The organism is Erythrobacter sanguineus, assembly GCF_900143235.1.
Lineage (GTDB): Bacteria > Pseudomonadota > Alphaproteobacteria > Sphingomonadales > Sphingomonadaceae > Erythrobacter > Erythrobacter sanguineus.
Genome location: NZ_FRDF01000019.1, coordinates 1 through 12,703, shown reverse-complemented (window position 1 = coordinate 12,703; position 12,703 = coordinate 1). Strand labels below are relative to the sequence as shown.

Here is a 12,703-nt window from a genome sequence, read left to right as displayed (position 1 = left end):
TGGCCGTGCCAATCTTAGAGCGATTCGTACATCGTCACTGCTTCCGCAACGTCTTCGTACAAGGTCGCTTTGCCATTGTGAAGAACGATTGCCCGGTTGCAATATTGCTTCACCATTTCAAGGCTGTGCGATGCCAACAACAGTGCACGATCGGTCCGCTTTTCGAAAAATTCGGCCTTGCACTTGTCTTGGAAATTCTTGTCGCCAACCATGATCACCTCGTCGATGAGGTAACACTCGAACTCAATCGCCAAGGATAGAGCAAATGCTAGCCTCGCGCGCATGCCGGAGGAATAATCCTTGACCGGCATCTTGAGATTGCTGCCTAATTCGGTGAAGTCCTCAATGAAATCGCGCATTTCAGCGTAGGACTTGTCGTAGATGCGGGCGATGAAGCGGGCATTGTCATAACCGGTCAGGCTACCCTGAAAACCGCCCGTGAAGCCGAGCGGCCAAGAACAGGTCATGCGGCGAACCACATTGCCTGAACTTGGCATCTCGACCCCACCTATCAGCCGGATCAGGGTTGACTTGCCAACTCCGTTCCGCCCGAGCAGGCCGATCCGGTCGCGCGGATTGATCGCGAAACTGACGCCCTTGAGCACATGCTTGGTCACATGCCCGCTGCGGTAATTCATATGGAGATCGCAGCAGTCGATCATGTGATGGTCATTGTCCTGCGAACTCGGCGGCATAATATCAACCCAACCAGTAGGCAGGCAATCGACAGGCCCAGCGCTTTTGGAATATCGTAATAAGGTGTGACCACGCTCCCGAACGCACCATAGCGCATGAGTTCCATTCCGCTGACAAGTGGGGACCACATCAGCGCATCGCGAAGATCCACCGGTAGCCATGCTGCTAGGTTGAATACGCCGGAAAAAGGGATGGCAATGTAAGTGGTGATCGGAACGAGCTTCTCGGTCACTTCCGAGACTTCCGATAGCGGGGCAATGATTGTGCACACCGAAAACACGAAAAACACATAGATTGCCCATCCCAGCACGAGCGCTCCGACATCGGCAGGGAACGGAAAAAGCCCGAGGAACGCCAAGATGATCCCGGCGAAGATATAGGCCATCATTGCGCCGACCGATTCGACCAGGACCCGCACGATGATGAAGTCGAGCACCTTAACCTGGCGGTGGTAGAGCAGCGACGAATTGGCCACGAAGATGCTTGCCGATCGCCCGAATGAAGAGCGCAGGAACGTAAGTGGAACATAGCCAGTCATCACAAAGGCGAAAATATTTATTCCGCTATTGTCAGGCGCCTTAATGAAAGACCATACGATGCCGACCAATCCTGCAAACAGGAGCGGTTCAGCCATAATCCATAAAAAGCCGATATTTTCACGTCCGAATCGGGTCATCAGTTCGCGGCTGGTTAGGGCCTGAATGACCTTGATCTGGACACGCAACCCTGCGTTGAAACTTTTCATCGCCGTCAATCTTCCGACGCGTGTTCGCGAATCCCCACCGACAGCATCCAGCCAACAAGATACAGGCACAGCGTGCCGAACAGGACCGCAAGAATGCCGCGCAGCCGGGCGGGCTTGATCGCATCATCCGGCTGATTGGGTTCGACCACGCGTTCGAGGTAATATTGCTGTTGCTGCGCTTCGACCCGCGCCTGCTCCAACGCCGCATTGGCGGCGGTAAGAGTTTGTTCGGCGAATTCCTGTTCGACTAGCAGGTTTTCGTATTCGGTGATCTTGGCGGCGATGCCGTCAGGGGTGCCGACAGCGCGCCCAGTCTGTTCGGCCACCTGCTGCGCGAGGCCGGCAATGCGATCCTGTAGAGCGGGGATTGACGGGTGATTTGGGGCGTTGCGGCGAATTTCGGAGAGCTGCGCGCGCAGAGCGGCTTCTTGTGCGATCAGCGCGTTCGAGACCTCGAGCACGCCAATTCCCTGCTGCTGCGGGTCGAGTAACTGCGAGGAATTGCGATAGGAGCCAAGCTTGATCCGCGCGTCGCGCACCCGTTCCTGCGCCACATCCACGCGAGCCTGAGCCTCAGCGATCGCCTGCGAATTGACCCGTGTGTTGAGCCGGTTGACCAATTCTTCGCTGAGATTGAGCAGCCCAGCATTAAGTACCTGTGCTTCTTGAGGGGTAAAGGCGCTGACGCTGAGGACGGTTAGCCCAGTTTCGCTGTCGGTCTGGGCTGTGACCATAGAGCCGTAATATTCGTACAGGTCTTCGAACGAGTTGCTTTGGTAAAGCAGCGGGAATCGGCTCAGGATGTCCGCCTCGCTTGAACCGAAGGCGGCGCGAACATTGATCTTCTGCGACAGGTCGGACAGCGCATTACGCGAACGCAGGTAGCCGATGATTTCACTCGCTTGTTCGGTGCCGCTGCCCAGTCCGGTGCTCTGTAGCAATCCGTCGATCGCGGACCCGCTGCTTCGTGTGCGCTCGGGCGCCTTAATGACGAACCGCGATTCCGAAACATAAATATCCGCTGAGATGACGCCATAGTACAGCGTTGCGAGCATCGTCGGTAGCAGCACGAACAGGGCAAGCCAACGCCACTGCCCCAAAAGGACGGCAAGCTCGCTGCGCTTGCTGGTCGCCTCAATCCGGCGCTGCAATTGGGGAATGTGTTCCATGTCTAAATCGTCAATTCGGAGTTATGAAGGGAGCGCCCCGGGCGGCGCGAAGGATAGGATCGGGGTTAACGTGCAGCCATTAGCAGCAAAATCCGGTGCTGCCCAAATATTCGTGCCTCAAGTTGATCGTTTCTTACCCGAACCAGCGTTTAGACCGGGCGTTCACGCCCTTCTTCCATGCCGTGGAGAATATAGTGGCGCAGCGGGTCCATGCCTGCCGCCACCACATCGGGATAGAGCTCAAGATACTTCTCTGCGTCGAATAATCCGGCGCTGCGCATGACCTTAAGCCGACGCTGTTCGCGATAAGGAGGCGGGAGCAAAGCGGTCCAGAATCTCATCTCCGCCAGATGGGCGTGTACACGCACCAGCCAGGCGCGGTTCTCAGCTTCTGCACGGCTCCGCGCCTCGGCTGCGAGGCGTTGCGATTCTGAGGTCTTGCGGCGCGCATCGGCATCGCGACCACCGTTTTCCGCCGCATTAAGCAGCCGGGTTAGCGTTGCAAGTTCGCTGAACCGCTCTTCGAGTGAGCCTTCCACTTCCCGGTGCGCTTTGCGAGCCTTCTTTGCCTTGGCCTTCAGTTTCGCGAGCGATTCTTCCCGTTCGTTCAGCCTTGCCTCGCTGGCGAACAGTTTGGCTTGGTTGACCGCAAGTTCTGCGAGCGCCTCCGCCTTGGCAGTTTCGTGACGAATCGTTTCGGCTTGCTGATGCGCAAGCGCCTTGCCCTGTTCCTCGAGCCGGGCTTCGGTTGTTGCCAGCGCGTTCCGGGCGGCATCGCGTTCCTGCTGCAAAGTTTCGAGCCGCTCACCGAGCTCGTTTTGCTTGGCCTTGGCACCCTGTTCGAGTTGGGAGCGTTCGCGGGTGACCTGCTCGATCTCCTCCTCGCGCTGACGCAACGTGCTTTCGAGCGTGTGAGCGTCTTGCGAAATCCGCTCGATTTTTGCGCGGATTTCCCCAACCTCCTTTTCGAGCTTGCTCGACTTCTCCTGCGCCCCCTTGAGCAACAGCATGTCTTCGGTCGGATCGGACGGCTTGAGGGGTTTGCTGGCACCCAATGTCCAGACGTTCTTGCCGTCGAAGACGGTATGCAGGAACCTCCCTTTCAGTCCAGCTTCGCTCTCGCCGCGTCGAAAGATGGCGACGAAATCGTTCCACGTGTCGCCCTTACGCGGCGCCGTAAAGCTCTCGATCAGTCTGACGGGAAGCCCCTGCGATGTCGCCCAGCGTTCGAGCGCGAGCCCGGAGTCGGGGTAGAACCGCCAGTGATCCTCAGGATAGCGATGCACCGCTCCGTTGGACGGAGCATTGATGTAGAGGTGCCCGCCGTCGCGTAGCAAGCGTGCAAGGTCGAGGAAGGTCGCCCAGAAGGCAGGGTCGTGCTCGAACACGGACGAAGCAAGGATCAGATCGAAAGCCCCGTCTTCGAATGGGAGCGGCTTGCCCGGTTCGACCACCATGTCGACACTTTTGCCCGGCTCCAGATCGACGCCGAGATAGCTGCTGTCCTCCGGCGCGAACTGGCGTAACGAACCGTTAACGTCCATCGATCCCAATTCGAGGATTTTGGCGTCTTTGCTCGCGTAAATTTCGATCGCAAGTCGACCGATCTCGAGTGCAGTATCATGCATGACTTGTAGCAACCCTTGCTAATTCTGTGGCTTCAGTGCGACGCTGGCCCGTGGTGTTAGCGGGGCTTGGTCATAAACGCCTGAGCGTTAAGTCCTTGAGGTACCCGATTGCCAACACCAGTCCGCGCCATAAACCATTCCTTCCCTTGATGACCATACGCAGCAAGTCACCAAAATCATGCCGCAATGTCGCGCGGTCGTCGAGCCTGCGACACAGGCTCCAGAACCGCTCGGCGCCCAGCACTTGTGGCATCAGGAACACCCCGTGGTAGCCGAAAGCCGTGGCCGGATCACCGGCTCGCTCGGCAGAAAAGCGGTCAGCCAGATCAACCGGAGCGAAGCGCAGGCCAAACTGCTCAAGCATCACGCGGTTCGTCCGACAAATCGCAACGTCTTCCGGGTGATGGCTAATGAAATCAGGGTGGCGGCAAGCTTCCATCAACCGCCGACTTCGCAGCGAAAACCCGCCGTTGCCAACCGCATGGCCCTCATCGAACTGTGGCCACGAGGCACCGATATAGTCGTATTCGAGAAATTCATCGCACCAGCGCGTACCGTCAATTACGTGGCCATCCCATTGCGCGATCAGGCAATGGCTGGTGTCGACATGGTCGGCCAGATCTTCGAGAATGAAGCGCGAATAGGCTGCCGAAGATCGAATGCGTTCGATTGGCACAAAGCGGATCGCGTCCGACATGACGATCCCCAGCGCGGCCGGATCGGCATCGGTGAACAGCAGCGTCTCGGCCACCGCAATTTCGGCTAGGCTGGCTTCGAGCGCGCTGATCGTGGCGGCCACATTCGATGAACTTAACGCACATAAAGTGACATCGCGTAAAAGCGGGCGCGAGTCGGGGGCGGACACGGAAGTGAGGGCAGGTGCGGGGGGAATCATCAGGTTTTGATCACAGGTCTAGGACAAATTGCTCGCTCAGTCGGCTCAACGCCGGGTGGTGAAAGGGGTCGGGGCTGCTGCTGTCACCTGTAGGGGCGAATAATGCAAGTTTTGTTCCCCAGCGCTTCTCCAAGGCCATCACTTCGCGGGCCTGTCGCGCCGCGCCGCGCGGGTCCCGATCCAATCCCCTCGAGGCTGATTCATGATGTACCGCCCGCGCGCGCGGCTCGTAAAGACTGCGCCACCCGCGTGCTGCGAGCCTTAGGCACAGATCGACATCATTAAACGATACCGCGAACCGCTCTGCATCGAAGCCTCCTACCGCCACGAACTTAGCGCGTTCCACGACCATGCATGCCGCAGTCACGGCGGATGTGAACTGCGGCAAGGCGTGGCGGTAAAAATACCCCTCTTCCTGCGGGTCGATCAGCCGGTGAGCATGCGCGGCCGCCCCGCCGATACCGACCACTACCCCTGCGTGCTGGATCCGGCCATCGGGGTAAAGCAGCTGCGCCCCTACCGCGCCGACGTCGGCGCGTACCGCCTGGCGCGCCATCGCAATCAGCCAGTAGGGATCGGTGAGCTCGACATCATTGTTGAGAAAACACAGAAGCTCGCCCTGCGCCGCGTGTACAGCCCGATTGTTGATCGCGGCAAAGTTGAATGGCCCATCGTCGCGCGTCACGTTTGCAAAAGCGGGCTCGATCGCGCGCAGAAAATCGAGCGTAGCGGGATCATCGCTGCGATTGTCGATTACGATGATGTCGAGCCGATGCGGATAGATGGTACGCGACAGCCCGTCGAGGCAGATGCCGAGCAAATCATGCCGGTTGTGCGTGGGGATCAGGATGCTGACGCGCGGCAGGGTGTGATCCGTGGTCGTTGGCTGGACCGGCGCTAGCGGAACGCACGGGGCAGGCCGGATGCGGCGGTGGTGGAGGATTGCGGGGATGTGCAGCGCAGCTTCATCCGCCCGATTGGCGGCGTGCAGGGCATCGGTTACCAGCCTTGCGGCCCAACCCTGTGAAGCAAAGTTCGAAGCGGGCGCGCTGCTTGCCCGCACGATAGATGCGCCGGTCAGGAAATCGAAGTGGCGGAAAAGCTCGCTGTTCCAGTCCGGCTTGAGATGCGGAAGGTGTCGTTCCCGATCAGGGCCCTTTAGGTCGTCATCGGCATAGATCACCTGCGTGGCGGCCTGCGCTGCTTTGGCGGCGGCGCGGTACCAAGCACCCGCACCGCTCGCCAGCACATCTCCGCTTGCCAGCGGCATCAGCCAAGCACCGCGCTGGTCTGCGAGCGAACCAATCTCGAACCCTTCGGCCACCACCTGCGCCTCGAATCGTTCTGCAGCAAGGCTCGCCAGGGTTGCTGCGATGCCGGTACCGTCTCCCACCAGCGCGATGATCCGCGGCGGGTTTGGCGGTTCGGGGCGGGCTGTCAACGGTTCGTACCGTACCTGCCAGAGCGAATAGGCGTGGGCGGCGCGGCCCAGAAGCGGCGCCAGGCCCAGCCGCGCGCGTAATCTTTTGCCGGCCATCCACCACCGCAAACAACGAAGATAGCGCACCGGGTCAAGCAAAAGCGCCTCGAAATGCACGACAAGTCGGAATAGCGTTGTTCGCCATGCACGTGATCTCTTCTGTCCTAGGATGTGCGGCATGGCGCCGAGTTAAACTGACCTGCCAACGAAACAAGCCTTCTTGTTCCGGGGACATGGCTTCCCTGACACTGAGATCGATATAACGGACATTTGGCAGGCTCGGTTGTTCTCGCCATGTTGGCGGTGCGAGCGCTGTCGTCGGCGCCTGAGTTCTGAAGGTAGGCTCTTCGATTTGTTTCAGTAGCCCGCCGCCTATTCAAACTATTTGACCGCATGCTGTCCGCTACACCGAATTCGTTTTCTGAATGGGACGGCGTATGCTCTCAAAAATGCGCTGGTCTCCGCTTCGCATATATTGCGCGAAACCTGCAAGGGACTATAGCCTTTCAACCAAGACCATTACCCCTAGGATTAATTTTGTGAATCTTACCAATGCCTTCGACTTAACCTGTCAGCGATATCTCGCATTGATGGCGATTGCTGCTGTGGCGATCTTGGCGGGTTTTTCGATGATTTCGTCGAACGGCCTGACCGGCGGCCGGATCGTTTCGCAAATCGAAAACGATCTAGGCGTCTCACCGGCCACACCAGGCGATCACGGCGCGATATACCTGTTCCGCTTCGTGTCTGTTCGAGATGCAGACAAAACGCCCGCGGCTCATTTTATCGATATGATGGAGGTGACCCCTCATCTTCTTGCCGGGCGTTTTGCCGCCAAAGACAGGGACGTGCTGTATATCGGTAAAGCCGACACAAGCCAGTCGACGAAGCTTGTGCAGATCGTCAGCCAGTTGCTCTTTCCGCTGGTGACCCTTGAGGGCGTCATCAACCTGCCGAACTGAGTTGCTGCACAGTGCTATCCCGCGATAACGATGCCCCGCTGCTACTCGATGTATCCCGTCTAATCTGGCGACGCTGGAGCGGTACGCGTGCGACAGGAATTGACCGCATTTGCCTCGCTTGGTTGGAGCACTACGGTGCGCAGGCCCAGGCAGTGGTTATTCATCGCCATGGCCAAGCAATCCTGCCCTTTAGCACCTCGCAGGCATTATTTCAGCTGCTTGCGCGTCCAGGACGGGCCAGAGGCGACGCGATGCATTTCCGGGCCGCGCTTGCTTCGCTGGCGGTCCGCCGCTCCGGACACTTGCGCGATCGCCTCGACGGGCGCGGACGTTTCTGGTTAAACCCTGGGCACACTGGGCTTCATTTACAAGGTATTGGGCAGTGGGTGCGGCGCCGTCATGTGCGGCCCATCCACCTTGTCCACGACCTTATTCCCGTCACCCACCCGCAATATTGTCGCGCAGGTGAGGACGAACGCCACCGACGCCGAATGCTCACTGTGCTCGACACTGCAAGCGGTGTCGTCGCGAACAGCGCACATACACTCGACACGCTAGCCGAATTCGCTGCGGCGGAGGACCGAACTATGCCTCCGGTGGCAGTTGCCTGGCCAGGCACGCCAGTTCTGCCTTCCGTGCCGGCGCGGCCCGCGTCCCAGCCTACCTTTGTTATTCTTGGGACGATCGAGGGGCGCAAGAATCACGCTCTACTTCTTTCCGTGTGGCAGAAGCTTATTCGGGCAAGCAGCACGGGGCCGGCGCCTCGACTCGTCATTGTTGGCCGCCGCGGATGGCAAGCGGATGAGGTATTCGCTCTATTGGACAGAGGTGAGTTCGCCGGGCGCGTGACTGAGGTCGGGCCACTGGATGACCGGCGTCTTGCCAGCGTCCTTGCCGGAGCGCGGGCATTGCTGTTTCCAAGTTTTGCCGAAGGTTACGGTATTCCCTTGGTAGAGGCGCTGGCCGCCGGCGTGCCAGTGATCGCGAGCGATTTGCCGGTGTTTCGCGAAATTGGTCAAGATGTGCCCGATCTGCTTCCTGTCGACGACGCTGCGGCTTGGTGCGACGCTGTAAGCGACTACTCTCAGGAGCCCAGCTCTCGCCGGGATGCGCAGTTGTTACGGATGAAAAAATTCCAAGTTCCGGATTGGCACGAGCATTTCACCACTGTCGATGCGCTCCTGGATGTGCTTGGCCGGTAGCAGTGCCGCATGGACACGGCATGAGTGCCGACGAGAAAGGAAACCTAACGTTCATAACGATATTCGAGAGGGTAAGAGACCATAGGAGACGGGCGCCTCAGCCGACAGAGGGCGGTGGATCCTTCAGTTTCGCTATATGCTCAACCGCAGCATCCTTGACGCCAATAGGGTTGAATGCCAGCGGTACAGGCATCAAGACAAGGATCAAAACACTAGTGAATGATACAGCGGCAAAAGCTACCAGACGCGGAATCATCCTCGCCGGCGGGTCCGGCACGCGGCTTTATCCGCTGACCCGCGGCGTGTCGAAGCAGCTTATGCCGATCTTCGACAAACCGATGATTTACTATCCGCTGAGCACGCTGATGCTGGCGGGTATTCGCGACATTTTGATCATCACCACGCCTGAGGATTTGGCGCAGTTCCAGCGGATACTGGGCGATGGATCGGATTTTGGCGTGTCGCTTTCCTATGCGACGCAACCCAGACCGGAAGGCCTTGCACAGGCGTTCCATATCGGGGCAGAGTTTGTACAGGGTCATCCGAGCGCCCTGATCCTCGGCGACAATATCTTTTACGGCCACGGCCTGCCAGACCTGCTCGGGAGCGCCAATGAGCGCGAGGGCGGGGCGACCGTTTTCGCCTACCGGGTCAATGACCCGCAGGCTTTCGGCGTGGTCGAATTCGATGGCAGCGGCAAGGCGATCTCGATCGAGGAAAAGCCGCCGGTTCCCAAGTCCAACTACGCCGTCACCGGGCTGTATTTCTACGACGAGACAGTGGTGGACCGGGCGCGCGACCTCAAGCCTTCGCCGCGCGGCGAGCTTGAAATCACCGATTTGAACCGCCTTTATCTCGATGAAGGCACGATGTCGGTCGAAATCATGGGGCGCGGGTTTGCCTGGCTCGATACCGGCACGCACGCATCGTTGCTGGACGCTGCAACCTATGTCAGGATCACCGAAGAACGGCAGGGCCTGAAAATCGCCTGCCCGGAAGAAATTGCGTGGCGACAGGGTTTTATCACTGCTGACCGCCTACGCGAAATTGCCGAGCCGCTGCGCAAGTCGGGCTACGGCGAATATCTGCTGGGACTGCTTGAAAGCCCGATATTGCCATGAACATCATCGAAACCGCCATTCCCGGCCCGCTGATCATCGAACCCAGGGTGTTCGGCGATGCGCGCGGTTTTTTTATGGAAACCTGGAACGCAGCCGCCTTTGCTGGGGCCGGGCTTCATCTCGCTTTCGTGCAGGACAATCACAGCCGCTCGCAAAAGGGCGTGCTGCGCGGCCTGCATTTCCAGAATCCGGGGCCGCAGGGCAAGCTGGTGCGGGTGACACGCGGGGCAGTATTCGATGTCGCGGTCGACCTGCGCGCATCCTCGCCGCATTTTGGCAAATGGGTTGGCGTTGAACTGGATGCCGACAACCAGCGTATGTTCTGGGTGCCCGAAGGCTTTGCCCATGGTTTCCTGACGCTCAAGGACGATACCGATTTCCTCTATAAATGCACTGCGCCCTACGCCCCGCAGAGCGAATATACGCTGGCGTGGAATGATCCCGCAGTCGGGATCGACTGGCCGATGACGGGCCTTGATCCGATCATCTCCGACAAGGACATGCGCGGGCTTACTCTCGCCGATGTGCCGGTGTTCGCATGAAGGTGCTGATAACCGGTGCGAACGGGCAACTTGGCGGTGCCTTGCAACGGACCGCGCCTGCTTGGGCCGAACTCAACGCAATCGATGCCGATGATTGCGATTTCACCGAAGTCTCAATGCTGCGCGCCCGGCTGACGGTCGAAGCGCCCGACGTGATCCTCAACGCGGCGGCCTATACTGCGGTCGACAAGGCCGAGAGCGATGAAGACCTCGCCCGCGCGATCAATGCCGAAGCGGTTGAAGCGATGGTCGAAGCGATGGCAGAAACCGGCGGCAAGCTGGTGCATGTCTCGACCGATTTCGTGTTCGATGGCGCGGCCACGCGCCCCTACCTTCCCGATGACGCGCGCAACCCGCTGTCTGCCTATGGCCGGACCAAGGCCGAGGGCGAGGATCATCTGCGGCCCGAGGATCTGCTGGTGCGCACCGCCTGGGTCTATGAAGCGGGCGGTGCGAATTTCGTGCGCACCATGATCCGCCTTATGAACGAGCGTGAGGAACTGAGTGTCGTGGCCGATCAGATCGGCGCGCCGACCTGGGCCACGGGCCTTGCGCGCACCATCTGGGCGCTGGTTGAAAGGCGCGCCGCCGGCACCTTTCACCACTGCGATGACGGGGTGGCCAGCTGGCACGAATTCGCCGTTGCGATCGCAGAGGAGGCCCATGCGCTGGGCCTTGTCGCCCGGATCCCGACGATCCGGCCGATTACCGCGGCGGAATATCCCACCCCGGCGCGGCGTCCGGCGTATTCACTGCTCGATTGCAGCGCCACCCGTTCGTTCCTTGGCGATGCGCCGGTTCCCTGGCGCGATAATCTGCGCATGATGCTCGAAGAGGAAGCAAAGCTTGGCTAATCTGCTCGTAACCGGCGGGGCCGGCTTTATCGGCGGCAATTTCGTGCATTACTGGAACGCGCATCATCCTGATGATGGTGTGATCGTGCTCGATGCGCTGACCTATGCGGGCAACCGCTCGACGCTTGCAGGCGCGCCCGATGCGGAACTGGTCGAAGGCGATATCCGCGATACCGCGCTGGTCGAGAGCCTGCTGCGCGAGCGCGACATCACGACGATCGTCCACTTCGCCGCCGAAAGCCATGTCGACCGTTCGATCAGCGGACCGGACGCCTTCATCGACACCAATATCCTCGGCACCAACAGCCTGCTGAAAGCGGCGCGGGCCGTCTGGCTGGCAGGCAGCGGCCAGCCGCACCGGTTCCATCATATCTCGACCGACGAGGTGTTCGGATCGCTTGGCCCCAATGACCCGGCCTTCTCCGAGATCACGCCCTATGCGCCCAACTCGCCCTATTCGGCGTCGAAGGCTGCGTCCGACCACCTCGTGCGCGCCTATCACCACACTTATGGGCTGGAGGTGACGACCAGCAATTGTTCGAACAATTACGGGCCGTACCAATATCCCGAAAAGCTGATTCCGCTGTTCCTGCTGAACGCGCTGCATGGGCGACCACTGCCGATCTATGGCGACGGGATGAACGTGCGCGACTGGCTGCATGTCGAGGATCACTGTCGCGGGATCGAGGCCAGCCTGCTCAAGGGCCAGCCGGGTGAGACCTACAATATCGGCGGCGGGGCGGAGCTGCCGAACATGACCGTGATCGACACGATCTGCGCCGAGGTCGACCGCGCTTTTGCTGAGGTCGAGGGCCTTGCTGGGCGCTATCCCGATGCGCCAGCCGCGAAGGGGCAGCCAACCGCTAGTCTCAAGACCTTTGTCACCGACCGCGCCGGACATGATCGCCGCTACGCCATCGATGAGACCAAGGCCCGCGCCGAACTCGGCTACGCCCCCGCGCACAGCTTTGACGAAGGCCTGCGCCAGACGCTGCGCTGGTATCTCGATAACGAGAAATGGTGGCAGGCGCTGCTGGCGTCCTGATCTGGGGTGGGCTTTCTCCCCAGCGGCCACCGCCTTTTAGGCTCACCCAATTCGTGAGCCAATCAGCCAGCAAGATCCTTTTTGTGATCTCTAAGTACCGTCCGGCACCCCGGGCCCGGGCGCGGCCGATTGTTCATCTATATCCGCGCGTTGTCCCCCGTCAGCACCAATGGCACAGATTTGAGGTTGTGATTTAAGGAGGGTTAGGGCTTCGTCGTAGTGACGAAGGAACGAAGATGAAGACCCAACCCTCCTTGAAGAAATCGCCCCCCAAGAAGGCCCCTGCCGAGCGGGTGGTGAAGGACATCCGGCGTGCAACCCGTCGCCATTTCTCGGCTGAGGACAAGATCCGCATCGTGCTCGA

Annotated in this window: 12 protein-coding genes; 6 read left to right on the top strand and 6 right to left on the bottom strand. The window is 59.7% G+C overall.

Annotated elements, in window-relative coordinates:
• Positions 1–14: 14 nt before the first annotated feature.
• The 6 genes from BUA05_RS13985 to BUA05_RS13960 all read right to left on the bottom strand — a co-directional run bounded on the left by BUA05_RS13985 (position 15) and on the right by BUA05_RS13960 (position 6,730).
• Positions 15–662 carry an ABC transporter ATP-binding protein gene (locus BUA05_RS13985; protein ID WP_072675637.1) on the bottom strand — a complete coding sequence of 216 codons (648 nt, stop codon included), beginning with the start codon at positions 660–662 and terminating at the stop codon, positions 15–17.
• The gene (locus BUA05_RS13980; protein WP_072675636.1) at positions 659–1,441 is read right to left on the bottom strand and encodes an ABC transporter permease; all 783 of its coding nucleotides are present in this window, start codon (positions 1,439–1,441) and stop codon (positions 659–661) included. The genes BUA05_RS13985 and BUA05_RS13980 overlap by 4 nt, the downstream gene beginning before the upstream one ends.
• Before the next feature lie 5 nt (positions 1,442–1,446).
• The gene (locus BUA05_RS13975; protein ID WP_072675635.1) at positions 1,447–2,610 is read right to left on the bottom strand and encodes a KpsE/RkpR family capsule polysaccharide export protein; all 1,164 of its coding nucleotides are present in this window, start codon (positions 2,608–2,610) and stop codon (positions 1,447–1,449) included.
• Between the two features lie 149 nt (positions 2,611–2,759).
• Entirely contained in the window at positions 2,760–4,238 is a 1,479-nt protein-coding gene (locus tag BUA05_RS13970; RefSeq protein WP_072675634.1) for a methyltransferase domain-containing protein, read from the bottom strand.
• A 70-nt stretch (positions 4,239–4,308) separates the two neighbouring features.
• Positions 4,309–5,037: a DUF5672 family protein gene (locus tag BUA05_RS13965; protein WP_245790217.1), complete on the bottom strand. Its 729-nt coding sequence runs from the start codon at positions 5,035–5,037 to the stop codon at positions 4,309–4,311.
• A gap of 106 nt (positions 5,038–5,143) precedes the next feature.
• The gene (locus tag BUA05_RS13960) at positions 5,144–6,730 is read right to left on the bottom strand and encodes a glycosyltransferase family 2 protein (RefSeq protein ID WP_245790216.1); all 1,587 of its coding nucleotides are present in this window, start codon (positions 6,728–6,730) and stop codon (positions 5,144–5,146) included.
• Between the two features lie 422 nt (positions 6,731–7,152).
• Between BUA05_RS13960 and BUA05_RS13955 the strand changes: the two genes are divergently transcribed.
• The 6 genes from BUA05_RS13955 to rfbB all read left to right on the top strand — a co-directional run bounded on the left by BUA05_RS13955 (position 7,153) and on the right by rfbB (position 12,339).
• Complete coding sequence (locus tag BUA05_RS13955; protein WP_143150324.1) at positions 7,153–7,575, top strand: hypothetical protein; 423 nt, start codon at positions 7,153–7,155, stop codon at positions 7,573–7,575.
• Positions 7,576–7,727: 152 nt separating this feature from the next.
• Positions 7,728–8,777, top strand: a complete 1,050-nt coding sequence (locus BUA05_RS13950) for a glycosyltransferase family 4 protein (RefSeq protein WP_143150323.1) — start codon at positions 7,728–7,730, stop codon at positions 8,775–8,777.
• Between the two features lie 20 nt (positions 8,778–8,797).
• Positions 8,798–9,898 (top strand): glucose-1-phosphate thymidylyltransferase RfbA, encoded by a 1,101-nt coding sequence (rfbA, locus tag BUA05_RS13945; RefSeq protein WP_245790215.1) that lies wholly within the window; start codon positions 8,798–8,800, stop codon positions 9,896–9,898.
• On the top strand, positions 9,895–10,440 hold the full coding sequence (gene rfbC / locus BUA05_RS13940) for a dTDP-4-dehydrorhamnose 3,5-epimerase (protein ID WP_072675629.1): 546 nt from the start codon (positions 9,895–9,897) through the stop codon (positions 10,438–10,440). The genes rfbA and rfbC overlap by 4 nt, the downstream gene beginning before the upstream one ends.
• Complete coding sequence (rfbD, locus tag BUA05_RS13935) at positions 10,437–11,294, top strand: dTDP-4-dehydrorhamnose reductase (RefSeq protein ID WP_072675628.1); 858 nt, start codon at positions 10,437–10,439, stop codon at positions 11,292–11,294. The genes rfbC and rfbD overlap by 4 nt, the downstream gene beginning before the upstream one ends.
• Complete coding sequence (rfbB, locus tag BUA05_RS13930) at positions 11,287–12,339, top strand: dTDP-glucose 4,6-dehydratase (protein WP_072675627.1); 1,053 nt, start codon at positions 11,287–11,289, stop codon at positions 12,337–12,339. The genes rfbD and rfbB overlap by 8 nt, the downstream gene beginning before the upstream one ends.
• Positions 12,340–12,703 lie beyond the last annotated feature (364 nt).